We start from the raw sequence: 16,605 nt of genomic DNA on the forward strand, positions 1-16,605 counted from the left end.
ACCGCGCTGGATGACGGCTGAAATCAAGGCATTTTCGCATTGTCGGCGGCGATGTTGGGGCGAAACTGTCGGTCTGTCTGGTCCTGCTACACAAAATTTTGACTTGTAAGACTTCGAATACATATCCACGGTTATCTCGAAGTTTTAATGATGAGGGGTTTTCTATGACCAAATTCACACGACGCGGTCTTCTGGCAGTTTCTGCGGCAGCTGCCATTCTTCCTGCAACAGCCTTTGCGGCAAGTGTTCCGGCACCCGCAGCGGGCAAGGGTCTTATCGTCTTCTACCGCGGCGGAAGCGCTGCGGGGAATGCTGCGCGGTTTGATATCGCGGATGCTAACGGCAATGTCGTTGCACACATGCAGCGCGGCGCGGTTCAGCCTGTTTCCGTGTCTCCGGGCGCACACGAGTTTTCTGTGCCGGACGCCAACAACACATCTGGCGTGATCGAAGTCGCCGCAGGTCAAACCGTTTTTGTTGAATGCTATCTTGATGCCGCGACATTCGCGGGCAAGCTACAGTTCCGCATTCAGCCGGAAGCCAAAGCGATGAAGACGATCTCTAAGTACTAAGAACAAGGTTCCGCCTTAACGAATGATGTTGGGGCGGAACTTTATTTTTGACCGGCGTTCTGTCGGCAAGTGCCGGTTCAGGCGTCTGTTAATCATCCCGAAAATGCTCACGATAATCAGAGTCAGGATAATGAAATATCCTGCAAGGATCGGGTATGGGATGAAGGGGTTAAAAGTTTTGTCCGCAAAGTAGCTTGCGTAGTACAAAGCATCCCCTTTCTGTTTCCACGCCGGAAAACCGGTAAAATACACAAGCGTTGTTGCGTGAAACAGGAAGATCGCCTCGTTGGTATAGGCGGGCCAAGCAAGGCGCATCATTGTCGGGAACACAACACGCCGGAACCTGTGCCACCCCGACAGCCCATAGGCATCTGCGGCTTCCGTATCGCCCTTGGGGATCGAAAGCAAAGCGCCATAGAAAATCTCACCCGAATAGGCGGCGGTGTTGAAAAACAGCACAACCAGCGCCCCCAACCAGGCGGCGGTGAAGGGCGCAAAAATCGGTGCGACCTGTTTCAGAGACAGAAACAGGAAATAGGCAAAGAAAAACTGGATAAACAGGGGCGAGCCGCGGAACAGGAAGATGAACCACTCGGCAGGCTTGCGAAACAGCGGGTTCTTGGCGGCTTTGCCGACGGCCAAAGCAGTCGCAAAGAAAAAGCCGGAAATCAGCGCCAGAACACCAAAGTAGATGTTCCACAACATACCTGACCCGATCAGCGTGAACTGTTGGCACAGGGTAAAGTCTTCTTTGGGCAGAAGGCGTGCGCCAATGCCGATCGAACGCAGGCTATAGTCCGCGATGGTTTCCCAGCAACTCATACGTTTGCCCTCCGCTGGGCTTCGCCACCGGCGGTGGCTTGTCCATGTGTCAGGCGTTTCATGATGCGGTCCAGAACGACTTCGGACAGCTTCGTGAAGGAAAGATAGAACACCAGCAGGGCAAAAAAGTACCACATGCGCCAGTCAGGGTGGGGGTAATCGGTAAAGCGGGCGGTTTTGGAGCCGCCAAGTTCACGCGCCCAATATACGATGTCTTCGACCCCCAACAGGAACAACAAGGGCGTTGCTTTGATCAAAACCATCCAGAGGTTTGACAGACCGGGCAGGGCGTAGACCCACATTTGCGGGACAAGGATGCGCCAAAAGGCCTGGCGGTGGCTCATGCCATAAGCTTCGGCGGTTTCCATCTGGGCCCGTGGTACGGCGCGCATGGCCCCGAACAGCACATTGGCCGCAAAAGCACCAAACACGATGGCAAAGGTGATCACGGCGAGGCTAAAGCCATAGACCTCGTGAATCCATTGTGCCGAACTCGACAACGGCATTTTGGCATCAGGGCAGACAAGGAAATCATTTCCCTGTCGGATCGCATCGGTCCATTCGGGGCACAGCGTTTTATGGCGCAGCCACTCGATACCCTGGTCCAGAGCGATCACAAAAAACAGAAAGAAAGCAATGTCAGGCACACCGCGGACAACCGCGATATACGCTTTTCCGATCCATGACAGCGGCGCAAACCGGGCCCGTGCCGCCATCGCGCCGGCAAAACCGAACATCAGCGAAACAGGTGCCGTTATGGCAAGCAACAGAAGGACCGTGCCAAACGAGACATAGAACAACATGTGCTTGCCCGTCGTCAGGTAGCACGAGAGCCATGTCAGCCCTTCAAGTGTGGATGGATCAGAACAGTATGAAAACATGTGCAAAAAGGCGGGGCCGGTGTTTCGCCGGCCCCGCTCATCTCATGCCGCGTGGCTTAGAAGCCAGGGCCGATTTCCCATTTCATGATAAGCTTGTTCAGCGAACCATCAGCTTTCATCGACGCGATTGCAGCGTCGAACTTGGCGCGAAGATCTCTGTCGCTTTCACGCAGGCCCATGCCTACGCCACCGCCGAGAAGTTCGGTCTTTTTGAGCATTTCCAGATCGTCGTTCTCTTCAGCGATCGGACGCAGGTAAGCGTCGTCAGCCAGAACCGCGTCTGCTTCGCCGTTGCGAACAGCAGCGATGGTTTCGTCTGGTGTTGCGAACTCAACCAGAGTTGCACCCGAAGACGCGATGTGTGCCGCTTGGATTGTGCCGGTCTGGGCTGCGATAATGCCGCCTTTGAGGTCCGGGTCAGACCCTGTCAGAGCCAGATAGCCCGATGGATCAGGTTGGGTGTAGTTCTGGGTAAAGTCGATGACTTCGTCACGCTCTTTGGTGATCGACATGCCAGCGATGATGGTGTCGTAGTTTGCAGACACGAGGTTCGGGATGATCGAATCCCACTCGTTTGTGACCCACTCGCATGTCAGACGTGCGCGTTTGCAAAGCTCGTCGCCCAGCTCACGCTCAAATCCGTCAACTTCGCCAGCGTCGTTGATGAAGTTGTATGGAGGGTAGGCGCCTTCGGTGCCCATACGGACAACTTCCGAAGCAGACGCAATGCCTGCACTCAGTGCCAGAATGGCAGTGCCAAGGATCAGTTTTTTCATAGATTCACTCCCGTTAGGTTGGTTTTTAATGCGCTGCGGTGGCAGACAGGAAGCCCCGCAAACGTTCTGTTTTTGGCGACCCGAACAACGTTGCGGGATCGCCTTCTTCTTCAATCTTTCCCTGATGTAGGAAGACAACGTGGTCAGACACATCATGGGCCATTTTCATATCATGCGTCACGATAAGCATTGTACGGCCTTCTTCGGCCAGTGCTTTGATCACGCGCACAACTTCCTGTTCAAGCTCGGGGTCGAGTGCCGATGTCGGCTCGTCAAACAGCAAGGCTTCGGGTTCCATGCACAAGGCACGGGCAATCGCCGCACGTTGTTGCTGGCCGCCGGAAAGCTGGGCAGGGAACACATCGCATTTGTCGCCAATACCAACCTTGTCCAGATATTTGCGGGCAGAGTCTTCGACCTCGGCACGATCACGACCCAGAACCGTCAGGGGCGCTTCCATGACGTTTTGCAAGATGGTCATGTGGGACCACAGGTTAAACTGCTGGAACACCATCGACAGGTTCGTGCGGATGCGCAGCACCTGTTTAGGGTCGGCGGGGCGTCGGTTGTGCCCTTCGCCCTTCCACAGGACAGGTTCGCCCTTGAACAGCATATCGCCCTGTTGACTGTCTTCCAAAAGGTTGAGGCAGCGCAAAATGGTGGATTTGCCTGATCCGGAGGATCCGATCAGCGATACCACATCTCCACGATGGGCCGTGATATCAACACCTTTAATAACCTCAAGCTCGCCATAGGCTTTGTGAAGGTCGCGAATTTCGATTACGGGCGTTGTGTCGGACAAGGGCAGCAGTCACGTTGTTGTTTGCGTTATCAAAGAGCTTCCACAGCATGAGCGGGTACAAACCGTTCTTGAAACAAACCTGCCGAAAGACCGGCCAGAGGTTTCGTGTCGGTGTTGCAGCCCGACCAAAAGTCGAAACGCTTCAGGCACCTAATAGGGATGAAAAAAAGACCGAATGCAACTTGCAAAACGGGTGTCGTGTCGGGAATTGTGCCGTTTTGTCGGTTTCGTTGGTCAAAAAGGAAGCACGCCTCTCGGGGTGACGTTGGGGAAGGCGGCGTTAAACAGGGGGCGGTGGAGAGGGAACAGCCAGATATGCACTGGCGGGAATCTCGACCAGCTGTTGCAGACCAAGAATGGCCCGATCCTTGAGAGACAGATCGGCAATGGCTTTTGCCACTGCTGTGCGGATCTCGGTCGCGTTTTGGCGGGGGCCTGTGATGTAGGGCAGGGTCGGCGTCGGGGTGGTACGGGCCACCACATGCAGTGATTTTGCAAAATCATCGTAACGCTGGATCAATTCCCACGTCAGGGCATCCAAAGATGCAAAGTCTGCCTGCTTTTCCGCAACGGCCCGTGCCGAAAGGTAATGCGCGCCGGATTGGATTTTCTTGCCGGGGGCAAGACCCATTTTGGCAAGATGATATTGGGGCGCGGCCCAGCCGGATTGCGATACCGGTTCGTTATAGGCAAACGTTCCCTCGCACAGATCTGCAAGGGTGGCCTGAGACACATCCACATGGGTTACAAAAACGCTGTAGTAATGTCCCGCAGGACAGTCGGGCAGACCATAGTCCGGCGTGCCCACCAGTTGGACCTGACGGTGCAGGCGTGTGCGATAGGGCATGCCACAGGTTTGGGCAAACAACAGATCAGGTGATTCCCAGATTTCCCAGAAATCGCAATCCCGGGTGAGTTTTGATGGGCCATATCCCAAATGATCCCGGATTGCTTGCCAAAGCCTGTCATTCGATGCCGCCGTTTCGGGACGGTCATACATGCCCAGCATTGCAATCATGAGCGGGCCGTAACCCGCTGGCGGGCCAGTGCGCTGTCACGATCATTGATCCCCAACAGGTTCGACGCAAGGCGCACAATCGAGTCCTCTTCGGCATCGCGGGCACCATCGGCCAAAACGATTTGCCACAAGGCCTCAATCACGCCGATGCGTTCGTCGTGGGGAACGGCATCCTTGATGGCGCGGGTAAAGCGCACCGTATCGGGGGCGGTTTCTTCGACCTCTTCGCCTTCGCGGCGAAGTGCAGTGGCCTCAAAAGGCGACAAACCATAGCGTCCAACCAGCACACGATCGATCTGCGCCGCTTCTGCGTCGCTGTAATGCGCGTCGGCGCGGGCGATACGCACCAACAGGGCACACAAGGCAAGACGAGCGTCTTCGCCTTGAAGACTGTCTTTGGGCGCTTCGGTGAGACGTTTGAAAAAATTAGCAATCATAGACTTCATCTAGGGCTGGTGCCGGTGTCTCTCAACCCGCAAGCCCAACTTCCTTACATCGTGGGGTCAAAGTTCAATTCGATCAGACGCGCTGATACCAAGCATGTTTTCGATTTCAAGCAGGGTTTCGGATTCCGCTTCTTCCGTGGTCCCGTCCGCATCAATCACGCGCCTCAGCGCTTGAAGCATCTCAAGGCGATGGGGGTAATCCACGTTTTGACGGATCAAGAGAGCAAAGTCCGGTGTTCCTGGCGCCTGTGCTTCTAGCTTTTCGCAGGTGGCCCGCATTTTGGCGGCTTCAACCGGGTTCAGCCCGTATGTCTTTGACAGGATACGATCAATTTCACCGATCTCGACCGCATCATAATGCGCATCGGATTTGGCGACACGGACAAGCAACGCGCCCAAGGCAAGCCGCTCATCCGGTTCAGGCAGCTCTTTGGGAGCCGCGCTCTGTCCTTTGAGGCGATTGATAAGGGATTCGAACATTATCCGTCGTAACCCTCGATAATCACCATGTTGTTGACGCTGACCGTTTCACGAATGGCTTTTGCTTTTTGGTAGTCTTCGCATTCATAACAAGCCACGGCCGCTTCATAGCTTGGGAACTCGATCACAACATTGCGGTCACGTGCCGTGCCTTCGGGATTTATGAATCGTCCGCTGCGGATGAGAAACTTTGCGCCGTATTCGGCAAGCGGTGCGGCATTTGCCTCGATGTATTTTTTGTATGTTTCCATGTCGTCGATTTCGACGCTTCCGATCCAGTACCCTTTAGGCATGTTTTTTCTCCCGCCCGTTAAAACAGCATCATTTCAATCTGGAAGAGGATGTCATCAATGGCAATCCCCCCCGGATCAGTATTGGTTATCAAAATACCCGCAATCCGCGCCCTTTGGTCCGAGGTTTCAAAACCGAATTCCGAAATCCCCAAATCGGGCGACAAGACCCGCGTTTCCAAAAGATGCCCCATGCGGGTCATAAAATACACGGTGATTTGCCCGCGATCCGGCTTTTGCCCCAAAGGCGCGGCATAGTCTGTATGCACGCGAAAACCGACAGAACGCTGGTCCGTGTCAAACAGAACGGCCAATGCGCCTTCCCCGCGTCCCGACAGGTTCGAAAACCCCTCTGGCCCCAAAGGCAAAACGGCATTTGATCCAAATCCACGGTGATAGGCGATCGACAGGTTGCGATTCTTCGGGCCCGCCTGAATGGAAAGCGGACGATAGGCGTTCTCTTGTCCCAAGGCATCATGCGGAATTTTCGAAACGCTCATCCTTTGAGTTAATGACTGCCCTTTGAACCGCTCTCCCATCCATGCGCCGGTACTGCGCAAAGGATGATCGAGGTTGAAGCCAGGTTCCGGTCTTTGGGGCAGAGTTTCAAACGTGATCCGATTGTCCAACCTTTCGGACAGCACGTGGTAGGGCACATCACGGATTTCGGCCTGTGCGGTTGTGGAAAGGATCAACAGAAAGCTTGCAAGAAGGCGCATAAAGAGAGGCTAGCAGCGCGGCCTTTTATTGCAACAGCCCAAGAATCTGGATCTGGTCAAACCGCAGGTTATCCAAGGCAATCCCTTCGGGGTCGTCGTTGGTCAGAACCAGCCCTGCGATGTCTTGCATGTCCGGATTACGCTGGAACGCGTAGCTTGCTTCGCCCAGAGGCCCGATCCGGTGCGTGTCAATCGTGCTGCCGTCCCGTCGCAAAAACGAAAGCGTGGCGTATCCCATTTCACCGCCACGGATATCAAGGGCGATTGCACTTTGGTCGGTGTCGAAAGCCACGGCAATTGCGCCTTCTCCAACGGCATCGGCGCGGGGGTATTGCGTGGGGCCATGCCCCTGAAGAACCGAGGTGCGCATCAGGCGCAAAATACCCAGTGTTTCATTCGGTGCACCGGGCAATAACGTCAAAGGGGCGCGGGCCGCGCCGGTCACCCGATCAAATCCTGCTTCGTTTGAAAAAGATTGACCGACAAACCGTTCCCCAAAGCGTACGCCGTCCTGTTCCAGAATACCGTCGATCTTGCGCCCGATCCCGAAAGAGCTTGGGATGTTGTCAAACGTCACAACCCGCGCAAGCTGCAGGTCTTCGGGCGCCACGGCGCACACCGGCCGGTCACATGCCAAACCGGCAGAGGCCCAGACCATGGCCAGAAGAAACGAAAACAGGCTGCGCATCCCTCAAGGATAACGCAGCCTGCAAAAATCACCAAACGAACAAAAGGCCGTGCTTTTGTTGCGTCTTGAGCGTGCTTAGACCAGTCGTGAATTTTCGACCGCAGCGCGCACGAAATCCTTGAACAACGGGTGGGGATCAAAGGGTTTGGATTTCAGCTCGGGGTGGAACTGAACGCCGATGAACCAAGGGTGGTCTTTCCATTCGACGATTTCGGGAAGACGTCCATCCGGTGACATGCCCGAAAAGGTCATGCCGCATTCTTCCAGCTTCGTGCGATAGGTCGTGTCGACCTCATACCGATGGCGGTGACGCTCTTCGATGTTGGTCGTGCCATAGATGTCGGCCACTTTTGACCCGTCGCCCAGCACCGCGTCATAAGACCCAAGACGCATCGTGCCGCCTTTGTCGTCGTCTTGCTTGCGGGTTACTTTCGCGTTGCCCTGCACCCACTCTTTCAAGTGATAAACAACGGGTTCAAAACGCTTTTCGCCAAATTCGTGATCGAATTCCTCGGAACCGGCGGTCTTGATGCCAGCCACGTTGCGTGCCGCTTCGATGACAGCCATCTGCATACCCAGACAAATGCCCAGATAGGGGATGTTGTGTTCGCGTGCGAACTGTGCGGCCTTGATTTTGCCTTCTGTGCCACGCTCTCCGAAACCGCCGGGGACGAGGATCGCGTCATACCCTTCAAGGTAGGGGGCGGCATCATCATTGTCGAAAACTTCGGCATCGACCCAGTTCACGTTGACCTTGACGCGGTTGTGCATGCCACCATGCACCAGTGCCTCTTTGATCGACTTATAGGCGTCTTCCAATTGGGTGTATTTGCCGACAATCGCGATCTTCACATCACCATCTGTTTTGTGAATGCGGTCGTTGACGTCCTCCCAGACCCGCAAGTCGGGTTTCGGCGCGGGCGCGATGCCAAAGGCATCCAGAACCGCCTGATCCAGACCCTGACGGTGATACGCCAGCGGGGCCTCATAGATCGACTTGAGGTCATAGGCCGCCACAACGGCCTCTTTGCGGACGTTACAGAACAAGGCGATCTTGCTCCGCTCTTTTTCTGGGATGGGCTGTTCGGACCGGCAGACGAGGATATCGGGGGCAATACCGATCGACTGCAATTCCTTGACCGAGTGCTGGGTGGGTTTGGTTTTCAATTCACCCGACGCCGCAAGATAGGGAAGCAGGGTCAGATGCATAAAGATGCACTGGCCACGTGGTTTGTCATGGCTGAACTGGCGAATGGCTTCAAAGAACGGCAGACCTTCGATGTCGCCAACGGTGCCGCCAATCTCGCAGAGCATGAAATCAACTTCGTCGTCACCAATGTTGATGAAATCTTTGATTTCGTTGGTGACGTGGGGCACCACCTGAATGGTTTTCCCGAGGTAATCGCCACGACGTTCCTTTTCGAGAACGTTTGAATAGATCCGGCCAGAGGACACAGAGTCTGTCATACGGGCGGGGACCCCTGTAAAACGCTCGTAGTGACCAAGATCGAGGTCTGTCTCTGCGCCATCATCGGTGACAAAAACTTCGCCGTGTTCAAACGGGGACATGGTGCCGGGATCAACGTTCAGATACGGATCAAGCTTTCGCAGACGCACAGTGTAGCCGCGTGCTTGAAGCAGCGCACCAAGAGCAGCAGACGCAAGACCTTTGCCCAGCGACGAAACAACTCCACCTGTAATGAAAATATACCGTGCCATGTGTTTGGCGACCCCCGTGAATTCAGTCATTTTCTGGTGCCCGGACAGAGAGAATCTGCCGCTGCATCACGGGACTTAAGTATAACAGGATTCGCACTAACATTGCAACCAGACCGCAAGATGCTGTTGCGGCCCATTAGGCGATCTCAAATTGTGGTGTGTTTCGGGGCAGCTAGGCCGCCCCGTTAAACCGGCAGTGCGGTTTTAGTCTGCGCGTGGAACCAGAGGTGCCGAGTCGTCTGTCGACGGTGGCAGCAAATCTGAACCGGCAGGATCCGACGTTTCTGTCGCGGCCGCTGGGGCGTTGCCCAGACGATCAAGAACCGAGCTTGAGGCCGAGTTGCGTGCAGAAATAATGGTCAGAGCGATGGATGTGCAGATAAAGGCAATCGCCAGAATCCAGGTCACTTTGCCAAGGGCAGTCGCCGCAGCGCGGCCAGACACGGCGCCGCCGCCGCCGCCACCCATACCAAGTCCGCCCCCTTCAGAGCGTTGAAGCAGCACAACGCCAATCAGGCCAAGTGCGAGAAGAAGGTGGATGATAAGGACAACGTTTTCCATGAGGACCTGTCAAAGCGTTCGGTTGGTTCAGCGCGCTATGTAGGCAAGTTTCGCACGCGGGGCAAGCGGGTTTCCGAAGGAGATCACCTCAAAAAACCATAACATGTCGGGCGAAGCCGTGTTTGACGCGCGAGACTTGCCGGAATGGCAATTTATTGCGAGGCTGTTTTATACAATAAAGAAGAGAGAACCAGATCATGCCCGACGTGGTTACAACGGCCCAAGATATGATTGCAGGCATGTCCCCCGAGCTGCGGGCGGGGCGGTTTGTGTTTGCCAGTGTGACAGACACCGCCCAAGCGGCAGAACTGGCGTCACACGCCATTTCGGTTTTTCGCGAAGACGAAGGGGTGTCTCTGCTTTTGCCGCTGGAAACAACAGAGCAGGCAGGCCTGCCAGTAGATCTGGTGATGCAGTGCATCACCCTCAATGTGTATTCGTCACTTGAGGGCACGGGGCTCACCGCGGCTGTGTCCACGGCTTTGGCAGAGCAGGGCATTCCCTGTAATATGGTTGCAGCCTTTCATCATGATCATGTTTTTGTGCCAGAAGATCAAAGCGACGCCGCGCTTGATGTGTTGAGGGCGCTACAAAGTTCCGCTGCGCCAGACACCTGACACAAGGGGTGTTTCTGCGCTGGACATTGCGCCGTGGCTTCTGCCAAGGTTCGGCCATGCCACATGATCATCACGACCACGACCATCCACACGCCCTTTTGCCGCCGGACCCCGCGCTGCGAGTGAAGGCGCTTGAAACGATTCTGACCGACAAGGGATTGATCGATCCGGCCGCGCTGGACGAAATCATCGATACCTATCAGAACAAGATCGGCCCCCAGAACGGCGCCAAAGTTGTTGCCAAGATGTGGAGCGATCCAGAGTTTCGTGCCGCGATGCTGTCTGATCCCATGCCTTTGCTGGAAGAGATGGGGTTCTATGGCCGGCAGGGCGAACACATGGTGATCGTGGAAAACACAGACGACGTGCATAACGTCGTCGTTTGCACATTGTGCAGCTGTTATCCTTGGCCACTTTTGGGCATTCCGCCCGGTTGGTACAAATCGGACGCCTACCGTTCGCGCGTGGTGCGCGAGCCACGCAAGGTACTGCAAGAGTTTGGCGTGAACATTCCGGAAGAGACTTCGGTCAGAGTATGGGACTCGACGGCGGAAATCCGGTATCTGGTTGTGCCCAAGCGTCCCGCAGGGACCGAAGGGTTGGACGAAGCCGCCCTGGAAGCACTGGTCACACGCGATTCCATGGTTGGCACGGGGCTTGCGTTGGAGCCCGCGCAATGACGCGGGTGCACGATATGGGCGGGCGCTTTGGTGACGGCGCTGTCGACCCTTCTGACAATGCGGTCTTTGCCAAGGACTGGCATGCACGCGCCCTTGCGGTCACACTCGCCGCCGGAGCGTTGGGCCAGTGGAACATCGATGCTTCGCGCCATTCACGCGAACTGTTGTCGCCCAAAGACTATGGGCGGTTCTCGTATTACGAAAAGTGGCTGTCGGCCTTGGCGGATATGCTCGTCTCGCAGGGCGTCATCACCGAGGAAGAGCTGCGCAGCGGTACAGGGCAGGGCGAGTCGCCGATTTCAGCCAAGGCGCTGAAAGCCGCGTCTGTGGCCGCAACCCTCAGCAAAGGCAGCCCCTATGCGCGCACAGAGGCACCCGATCCAGCGTTTCAGGCTGGTGATCGCGTGCGCACGCGTCGACCGTCGCGCAATACACTGGTTGATGGTGGCCATACACGTCTGCCTGCATACGCCGCCGGCGCGACAGGGACGGTAAAGCTGTTGCATGGCGCGCATGTTTTCCCCGATGCGAATGCACACGGCTTCGGCGAGGCCGCAGAGCCCCTTTATGCAGTTGCGTTTTCGGCGCGCGATCTTTGGGGGCAAGAAGCCTCGGCGCAGGATGAGGTTATTCTTGACCTGTGGCAAAGCTATCTGGAGCCCGCATGACACGCCCCGATCCCGCATTTGAAGCCCCTTGGCATGCGCAGGTGTTTGCCTTGACCGTTCACCTGAATGAAACCGGTTTGTTTGACTGGTCCGACTGGGCCAGCGCCTTTGGGGCGACGCTGAAACAGCATGGTCTGGCAAGGGAACTGAACGGGGGCGAAGATTATTTCACCGCGTGGCTGGCGACCCTCGAACAGGTGCTTTCAGAACGCGAGATCGCGTCGCCTGCCCAAACCGCAGTGATAAAAAACGCTTGGGAACAGGCATATCTGTCGACACCACATGGTGCACCGGTTGTTTTGAAAACGGCGAGCTAATCCGCTAACCGTCCACGTCGTCCATGTCGTATTGACCCGACAGCATCCGGCGCACGATGGACCATCCCAGCCCGATACCCAAAACAGCCGAAAGCGCAAAAATGCCGATCCACGTGTTCAGATCGGGGTTTTCCAGATCCAGCATGTTCCAGTCATAAAGCACCCAAATCAGGGCTGCGACGACAGAAAGCACAAGGAACATGCCAAACCCGCCAATCGAACGCAGGGTGGCACGCAGGTAAATAATATACCCGATAACAAGCAAAAGCCCCAGCAGAACGGTCACCGGAGTCTCGTCTACATAGTGCTTCATAGCCCAGCGGACATAATTCCACTCGGTAGGATTATAGGTCAGCGCCAGCAGGATAAAGGCAAACAGCCAGCGTAAGAACAGCCCCATTATGTCTCCAATCGACTTTTTTTATGCACTGGTTTGCGAAAATTCGGGCCTCCTGTCCAGCCCTGCGGCACATTTGCGGTTTCGCGTCGCACGCAACGCAGCTAAAAGGGCGCGGGTTTGATCTCTTAAAAGGACCGGATATGGCAAACGTCGTCGTCGTAGGCGCCCAATGGGGCGATGAAGGCAAAGGCAAGATCGTTGACTGGCTAAGCGAGCGTGCAGACGTTATCGCGCGCTTTCAAGGCGGGCATAATGCCGGCCACACATTGGTCATCGATGGAAAGGTCTATAAACTGCATGCACTGCCGTCTGGCGTTGTGCGTGGCGGTAAGCTTTCCGTAATCGGGAACGGCGTTGTGCTGGACCCTTGGCACCTTATGAAAGAAATCGAGACCGTTCGCGCGCAGGGTGTCGAAATCACCCCAGAAACGTTGATGATTGCAGAGAACACGCCGTTGATCCTGCCTATTCACGGTGAACTGGACCGCGCTCGCGAAGAAGCGGCGTCCAAAGGGACCAAAATTGGCACCACCGGACGCGGTATCGGCCCATGTTACGAAGACAAGGTTGGCCGTCGCGCCATCCGTGTTGCCGACCTCGCGGATGAGGCAACGCTGGAAGCCCGCGTTGACCGTGCCCTGCAGCACCACGATCCGCTGCGCAAAGGTCTGGGCATCGAAGCCGTTGACCGCGATGCCTTGATTGCACAGTTGAAAGAGATTGCCCCTGCGATCCTTCCTTTTGCCGCACCAGTTTGGAAAGAACTGAATGAAAAGCGCAAATCCGGTAAGCGAATCCTGTTCGAAGGCGCCCAGGGTGCTTTGCTGGATATCGACTTTGGCACCTATCCGTTTGTGACATCGTCCAACGTGATCGCAGGTCAGGCCGCAACCGGTGTTGGCATTGGTCCAAACTCGATCGATTTCGTTCTGGGAATCGTCAAAGCCTATACCACCCGCGTGGGTGAGGGGCCTTTCCCGACCGAGCTGGACGATGCAGATGGACAGCGTCTGGGTGAACGCGGACATGAATTCGGAACCACGACCGGCCGCAAGCGTCGGTGCGGGTGGTTTGACGCGGCCTTGCTGCGCCAGACCTGCGCCACTTCCGGTGTCAGCGGGATCGCCCTGACCAAGCTGGACGTGCTGGACGGTTTTGAAACGCTGAAAATCTGTGTTGGGTATGATCTGGACGGAACACGTCTTGATTATCTGCCGACCGCTGCGGATCAGCAGGCGCGTTGCGTGCCGATCTATGAAGAGATGCCGGGGTGGAGCGAATCTACCGAAGGCGCACGCAGCTGGGCAGAACTGCCAGCCAACGCCATCAAATACGTGCGTCGGGTCGAAGAGTTGATCGATTGTCCCGTTGCGCTATTGTCTACGTCTCCAGAGCGCGACGACACCATTCTGGTGACGGACCCGTTCGCTGACTGATCGGAGAAACGGTATGGCTTTGTCCTATAAGGCAAGACGGCGCTGGGCGCTTGTTGTGCTGCTGATCGGAATGCCGATCTACATCGTTGTTGCGGTGTCTGTTGTTTCGATGCTGGACAGGCCGTCGATCTGGTTGGAATTTCTGGTCTATGTGGTGCTTGGCATCATCTGGATTGTCCCGTTCAAAGGGCTTTTCAAGGGCATAGGCCAAGCAGATCCGGATGCGCCGCAAGACGAATACGACTACTAAATTGAAAAAAAACGCGCTGGGCCTCCAGCGCGCTTTTTTGTGGATTGTGGGGGTCGAAAAAAAGCCCGCGAACCATTGCTTTGCTTTGTTCACAAAACAACAGCCCGCGGGACAAATCTCCCGTTAACCGACAGCGCGGTCTTCGGGTTTGTAGCGGATGAGATCGGACGCGGTGAAACGTCCACCCTCCAGTTTTTCGATCTTGTTGTCCCGCAGCAGCTGACCAAATCCACGCAGACCGTCTTCGCGGCTGAAGTTGTCTTCGTCCAGATCGCGGGCCAAACGCATCACCATCGGACGCGAGAACCGTGGGTGGCCCTCTACGAAGGTCAGATAAGCCGCTGCAGCTTCCAGAATATCCGGCAATGACCGTGCGCCTGTTTGGGCCACAAAATCATTGAAGCTGTCAGCTTCGGCAACAGAGGTGCCGACCGGGGCAGCAGGAACGGCGGGCCGCTCCATCCGGTCGGCTGCCGAGACGCGGCGCGGACGAACAGGATCGCGCTGCGGTGTTTCGGCTTTTTGCGGGGCTTCTGGTGCGGTGTCGATACGCTGTTCCGCGACCAGTTTGAGAGGTGTTGCTTCTCTGGCGGCAGCTTTGGCTGCGGAGGCAGCAATGCTTGGGCGCACAGGTTTCGCAGGAGGCTGCGGCGCACGTTGCAACGGCTGGACCACGCTGGCCAGATCGTCACGATAGACAGCTGCGTCATCCACAGAGTCTTTTTCGTGGCCTTTTTCCGCCTTGGTTGCTGCAACTGCGGCACGTAGATGGGCAATCGCATTCCGGCGGCGGCTTCCTTCGGGCTCTTCGAACTGTTGATCCGCTTCGGCCAACAGACGGGCGACCCCTTCTTCGGTTGTAGGTGAAACGTCAGACAGGTTCTGTGCACGTACCATACGCTCGGTCTCGGCCGGATTTTCATCCTCGAGGTCTGCGATATAGGTGTCTTCGAGCACAGGCTCGACGTCTGCAGGGCGGTCGCCTTTCAGTTCGGCCTCAACCTGAGCCAACTCGGCCAGAAGTTCGGCTTCTGCCTCGGGTGACAGGCTCGACTCGGCAGGGGCAGTTTTGACTTCGGCTTCGGCAACTGGCGTTTCGGGAAGATCATCGTCGTCTTCATCGTCGAAAGGTTCCGCTTCCAGAAGCTGACCGCTGGCCTTGGCCTGTTCGAAATCCGATTTTTTCATGCGCAGGATACGGGCACGCACCGGTTTCGGTGTCTCTGCGACAGGGGCGTCCTCGACTGGCAGCATTTCAATTGGATCGCTCAGCGTCAGAAGGTCGTCGCTTTCTTCTTCTTCATCCACATCGCCCATGACATTGCCGGCATGTTCGTCTTCCGAAAAATCGTCGTCTTCGGGCAGGGCTTCTACACGCGAGACAACGGCCCGGATGCGACGCAATTTGGCAGCGATGCTGTCTTCGTCAAACTGGGGATCTTCTTCGGCAGAGGTCGGCGTGAGAATTTCAGCGGCTGATTCGCCATCTGTGTCCGCGTCGCCCAGCGTGTCTTGAAGCTCGTCCAGAACGATGGGTTCTTCGATTGTGGCCTCTGCAACATCTTCAACAACGCTCTCAACACGTTCGACAACAGGTGTGTCGTCCATTTCCAGAGCGGCAGTGATGCGCGACAGGTCGAGTTCGGTTTCTGCTTCGGCGTCGTCCGCAACGTCTTCGACCGCAACTTCGGCGTCGATTTCGTCAGCTTCGACCAAAACCTCGGAAACCTCTTCGGCTTCGCTCACGTCGTCCAGATCATCTTCTTCAAGGATGCCTTCCAGCAAAACCTCTTCAGAAGCCGCGTCTTCCAAAATGGGCGCGTCAACTTCGGGCTCAGTGCTTTCTGGCTCAACAATCGCTTCATCCGCTGTAGCCACGTCTTCGGCGACTTCAGGTGCAGTGACGGCGTCAAGAATGGCATCTGTGACGTCTTCGACTTCAACTTCTTCCGCTTCCGGGGCTTCGGACTCAACCAGAGCGTATTGCGCGGTATCGCTGATTTCGCTGTCTTCCGAAACCGTTTCGGCTGGCGCTTCGGCAGGGATGGGGGCCGCGACAGTCTCTGCTGCGTTTTCGGCCTTCTCCGTTACCTCTGCGGGCGCCTCGGCGGCATCCTGCGTTGCGGCACTCAAGTAGATCGCGCCCTGATCGGTTCGGACCTGTACCCGCCGTTCGATCTCGCGCTCTGCGATTCTGGCCAGCATTTCTGCGTCCGGAGTCGGAGGCTCGGCGCCGAAGTATCGATCATCGGCGGCAAGATCGCGGAAGTACTCTGCGATTGATTTCATTGTATCGAACGATTCGTCGAACCCTTCCAGGGTGCACGAAAACGTACCATATGAGACTGTTAAAACTTTACTGTTTGTAACCATCAGACGAGGGTCCTTTGCACTACTCGAGCTTCTGTTTACTACAATAGGCAAGACGAAAGCTGACCGATTCTGTGGAAGTCAGCGTATCAT

21 protein-coding genes are annotated in these 16,605 nt (G+C 56.1%); 7 read left to right on the top strand and 14 right to left on the bottom strand.

Annotation, left to right across the window (positions count from 1 at the left end; genetic code table 11):
• Positions 1 to 164 precede the first annotated feature (164 nt).
• Positions 165 to 572, top strand: a complete 408-nt coding sequence (locus tag PH7735_RS12175) for a hypothetical protein (RefSeq protein WP_058311639.1) — start codon at positions 165 to 167, stop codon at positions 570 to 572.
• A 15-nt stretch (positions 573 to 587) separates the two neighbouring features.
• Here PH7735_RS12175 and PH7735_RS12180 read toward each other — a convergent pair whose 3' ends face one another.
• The 12 genes from PH7735_RS12180 to secG all read right to left on the bottom strand — a co-directional run bounded on the left by PH7735_RS12180 (position 588) and on the right by secG (position 9,774).
• Positions 588 to 1,394 (bottom strand): ABC transporter permease, encoded by an 807-nt coding sequence (locus PH7735_RS12180; protein WP_058311640.1) that lies wholly within the window; start codon positions 1,392 to 1,394, stop codon positions 588 to 590.
• Positions 1,391 to 2,275 (bottom strand): ABC transporter permease, encoded by an 885-nt coding sequence (locus PH7735_RS12185; RefSeq protein ID WP_058311641.1) that lies wholly within the window; start codon positions 2,273 to 2,275, stop codon positions 1,391 to 1,393. Before PH7735_RS12185 ends, PH7735_RS12180 begins: the two co-directional genes overlap by 4 nt.
• A gap of 56 nt (positions 2,276 to 2,331) precedes the next feature.
• Positions 2,332 to 3,051 carry a transporter substrate-binding domain-containing protein gene (locus PH7735_RS12190; RefSeq protein WP_058311642.1) on the bottom strand — a complete coding sequence of 240 codons (720 nt, stop codon included), beginning with the start codon at positions 3,049 to 3,051 and terminating at the stop codon, positions 2,332 to 2,334.
• Positions 3,052 to 3,076: 25 nt separating this feature from the next.
• On the bottom strand, positions 3,077 to 3,853 hold the full coding sequence (locus PH7735_RS12195; protein WP_058311643.1) for an ABC transporter ATP-binding protein: 777 nt from the start codon (positions 3,851 to 3,853) through the stop codon (positions 3,077 to 3,079).
• A gap of 280 nt (positions 3,854 to 4,133) precedes the next feature.
• Complete coding sequence (locus PH7735_RS12200; protein ID WP_058311644.1) at positions 4,134 to 4,871, bottom strand: phosphate/phosphite/phosphonate ABC transporter substrate-binding protein; 738 nt, start codon at positions 4,869 to 4,871, stop codon at positions 4,134 to 4,136.
• Positions 4,868 to 5,308 (bottom strand): tellurite resistance TerB family protein, encoded by a 441-nt coding sequence (locus PH7735_RS12205; protein WP_058311645.1) that lies wholly within the window; start codon positions 5,306 to 5,308, stop codon positions 4,868 to 4,870. Before PH7735_RS12205 ends, PH7735_RS12200 begins: the two co-directional genes overlap by 4 nt.
• A gap of 66 nt (positions 5,309 to 5,374) precedes the next feature.
• Complete coding sequence (locus PH7735_RS12210; RefSeq protein WP_058311646.1) at positions 5,375 to 5,797, bottom strand: tellurite resistance TerB family protein; 423 nt, start codon at positions 5,795 to 5,797, stop codon at positions 5,375 to 5,377.
• Complete coding sequence (locus PH7735_RS12215) at positions 5,797 to 6,090, bottom strand: DUF1330 domain-containing protein (protein WP_058311647.1); 294 nt, start codon at positions 6,088 to 6,090, stop codon at positions 5,797 to 5,799. The genes PH7735_RS12210 and PH7735_RS12215 overlap by 1 nt, the downstream gene beginning before the upstream one ends.
• 17 nt (positions 6,091 to 6,107) lie before the next feature.
• Positions 6,108 to 6,806 (bottom strand): hypothetical protein, encoded by a 699-nt coding sequence (locus tag PH7735_RS12220; RefSeq protein ID WP_058311648.1) that lies wholly within the window; start codon positions 6,804 to 6,806, stop codon positions 6,108 to 6,110.
• A 25-nt stretch (positions 6,807 to 6,831) separates the two neighbouring features.
• Positions 6,832 to 7,494 carry a hypothetical protein gene (locus PH7735_RS12225; protein WP_058311649.1) on the bottom strand — a complete coding sequence of 221 codons (663 nt, stop codon included), beginning with the start codon at positions 7,492 to 7,494 and terminating at the stop codon, positions 6,832 to 6,834.
• A gap of 75 nt (positions 7,495 to 7,569) precedes the next feature.
• Positions 7,570 to 9,213, bottom strand: a complete 1,644-nt coding sequence (gene pyrG / locus PH7735_RS12230; RefSeq protein ID WP_058311859.1) for a CTP synthase — start codon at positions 9,211 to 9,213, stop codon at positions 7,570 to 7,572.
• A 204-nt stretch (positions 9,214 to 9,417) separates the two neighbouring features.
• Entirely contained in the window at positions 9,418 to 9,774 is a 357-nt protein-coding gene (secG, locus tag PH7735_RS12235) for a preprotein translocase subunit SecG (RefSeq protein WP_058311650.1), read from the bottom strand.
• 197 nt (positions 9,775 to 9,971) lie between these two features.
• Between secG and PH7735_RS12240 the strand changes: the two genes are divergently transcribed.
• From PH7735_RS12240 to PH7735_RS12255, 4 genes are read left to right on the top strand one after another with little or no spacing between them, the layout of a single operon-like run.
• Positions 9,972 to 10,391 (top strand): ACT domain-containing protein, encoded by a 420-nt coding sequence (locus PH7735_RS12240; RefSeq protein ID WP_058311651.1) that lies wholly within the window; start codon positions 9,972 to 9,974, stop codon positions 10,389 to 10,391.
• 56 nt (positions 10,392 to 10,447) lie between these two features.
• Entirely contained in the window at positions 10,448 to 11,071 is a 624-nt protein-coding gene (nthA, locus tag PH7735_RS12245; protein WP_058311860.1) for a nitrile hydratase subunit alpha, read from the top strand.
• On the top strand, positions 11,068 to 11,739 hold the full coding sequence (gene nthB, locus PH7735_RS12250; protein ID WP_058311652.1) for a nitrile hydratase subunit beta: 672 nt from the start codon (positions 11,068 to 11,070) through the stop codon (positions 11,737 to 11,739). Before nthA ends, nthB begins: the two co-directional genes overlap by 4 nt.
• Positions 11,736 to 12,056 (top strand): nitrile hydratase accessory protein, encoded by a 321-nt coding sequence (locus PH7735_RS12255; RefSeq protein ID WP_058311653.1) that lies wholly within the window; start codon positions 11,736 to 11,738, stop codon positions 12,054 to 12,056. Before nthB ends, PH7735_RS12255 begins: the two co-directional genes overlap by 4 nt.
• 4 nt (positions 12,057 to 12,060) lie before the next feature.
• Here PH7735_RS12255 and PH7735_RS12260 read toward each other — a convergent pair whose 3' ends face one another.
• The gene (locus tag PH7735_RS12260; protein WP_058311654.1) at positions 12,061 to 12,456 is read right to left on the bottom strand and encodes a DUF6524 family protein; all 396 of its coding nucleotides are present in this window, start codon (positions 12,454 to 12,456) and stop codon (positions 12,061 to 12,063) included.
• A 140-nt stretch (positions 12,457 to 12,596) separates the two neighbouring features.
• On the opposite strand from PH7735_RS12260, the gene PH7735_RS12265 reads away from it, so the two are divergent.
• Both PH7735_RS12265 and PH7735_RS12270 read left to right on the top strand, forming a co-directional pair.
• On the top strand, positions 12,597 to 13,892 hold the full coding sequence (locus tag PH7735_RS12265) for an adenylosuccinate synthase (protein WP_058311655.1): 1,296 nt from the start codon (positions 12,597 to 12,599) through the stop codon (positions 13,890 to 13,892).
• A gap of 13 nt (positions 13,893 to 13,905) precedes the next feature.
• Positions 13,906 to 14,142 (top strand): DUF2842 domain-containing protein, encoded by a 237-nt coding sequence (locus PH7735_RS12270; protein ID WP_058311656.1) that lies wholly within the window; start codon positions 13,906 to 13,908, stop codon positions 14,140 to 14,142.
• Between the two features lie 123 nt (positions 14,143 to 14,265).
• Here PH7735_RS12270 and PH7735_RS12275 read toward each other — a convergent pair whose 3' ends face one another.
• Positions 14,266 to 16,431 (bottom strand): hypothetical protein, encoded by a 2,166-nt coding sequence (locus tag PH7735_RS12275; RefSeq protein ID WP_145865324.1) that lies wholly within the window; start codon positions 16,429 to 16,431, stop codon positions 14,266 to 14,268.
• Between the last annotated feature and the right edge of the window lie 174 nt (positions 16,432 to 16,605).

Source organism: Shimia thalassica (assembly GCF_001458215.1).
GTDB lineage: Bacteria > Pseudomonadota > Alphaproteobacteria > Rhodobacterales > Rhodobacteraceae > Shimia > Shimia thalassica.

Coding starts and splice junctions, on each gene's coding strand:
- PH7735_RS12175 (WP_058311639.1), top strand. CDS start 165: ATGACCAAATTCACACGACGCGGTCTTCTGGCAGTTTCTGCGGCAGCT.
- PH7735_RS12180 (WP_058311640.1), bottom strand. CDS start 1,394: ATGAGTTGCTGGGAAACCATCGCGGACTATAGCCTGCGTTCGATCGGC.
- PH7735_RS12185 (WP_058311641.1), bottom strand. CDS start 2,275: ATGTTTTCATACTGTTCTGATCCATCCACACTTGAAGGGCTGACATGG.
- PH7735_RS12190 (WP_058311642.1), bottom strand. CDS start 3,051: ATGAAAAAACTGATCCTTGGCACTGCCATTCTGGCACTGAGTGCAGGC.
- PH7735_RS12200 (WP_058311644.1), bottom strand. CDS start 4,871: ATGATTGCAATGCTGGGCATGTATGACCGTCCCGAAACGGCGGCATCG.
- PH7735_RS12205 (WP_058311645.1), bottom strand. CDS start 5,308: ATGATTGCTAATTTTTTCAAACGTCTCACCGAAGCGCCCAAAGACAGT.
- PH7735_RS12210 (WP_058311646.1), bottom strand. CDS start 5,797: ATGTTCGAATCCCTTATCAATCGCCTCAAAGGACAGAGCGCGGCTCCC.
- PH7735_RS12215 (WP_058311647.1), bottom strand. CDS start 6,090: ATGCCTAAAGGGTACTGGATCGGAAGCGTCGAAATCGACGACATGGAA.
- PH7735_RS12220 (WP_058311648.1), bottom strand. CDS start 6,806: ATGCGCCTTCTTGCAAGCTTTCTGTTGATCCTTTCCACAACCGCACAG.
- PH7735_RS12225 (WP_058311649.1), bottom strand. CDS start 7,494: ATGCGCAGCCTGTTTTCGTTTCTTCTGGCCATGGTCTGGGCCTCTGCC.
- pyrG (WP_058311859.1), bottom strand. CDS start 9,213: ATGGCACGGTATATTTTCATTACAGGTGGAGTTGTTTCGTCGCTGGGC.
- secG (WP_058311650.1), bottom strand. CDS start 9,774: ATGGAAAACGTTGTCCTTATCATCCACCTTCTTCTCGCACTTGGCCTG.
- PH7735_RS12240 (WP_058311651.1), top strand. CDS start 9,972: ATGCCCGACGTGGTTACAACGGCCCAAGATATGATTGCAGGCATGTCC.
- nthA (WP_058311860.1), top strand. CDS start 10,448: ATGCCACATGATCATCACGACCACGACCATCCACACGCCCTTTTGCCG.
- nthB (WP_058311652.1), top strand. CDS start 11,068: ATGACGCGGGTGCACGATATGGGCGGGCGCTTTGGTGACGGCGCTGTC.
- PH7735_RS12255 (WP_058311653.1), top strand. CDS start 11,736: ATGACACGCCCCGATCCCGCATTTGAAGCCCCTTGGCATGCGCAGGTG.
- PH7735_RS12260 (WP_058311654.1), bottom strand. CDS start 12,456: ATGGGGCTGTTCTTACGCTGGCTGTTTGCCTTTATCCTGCTGGCGCTG.
- PH7735_RS12265 (WP_058311655.1), top strand. CDS start 12,597: ATGGCAAACGTCGTCGTCGTAGGCGCCCAATGGGGCGATGAAGGCAAA.
- PH7735_RS12270 (WP_058311656.1), top strand. CDS start 13,906: ATGGCTTTGTCCTATAAGGCAAGACGGCGCTGGGCGCTTGTTGTGCTG.
- PH7735_RS12275 (WP_145865324.1), bottom strand. CDS start 16,431: ATGAAATCAATCGCAGAGTACTTCCGCGATCTTGCCGCCGATGATCGA.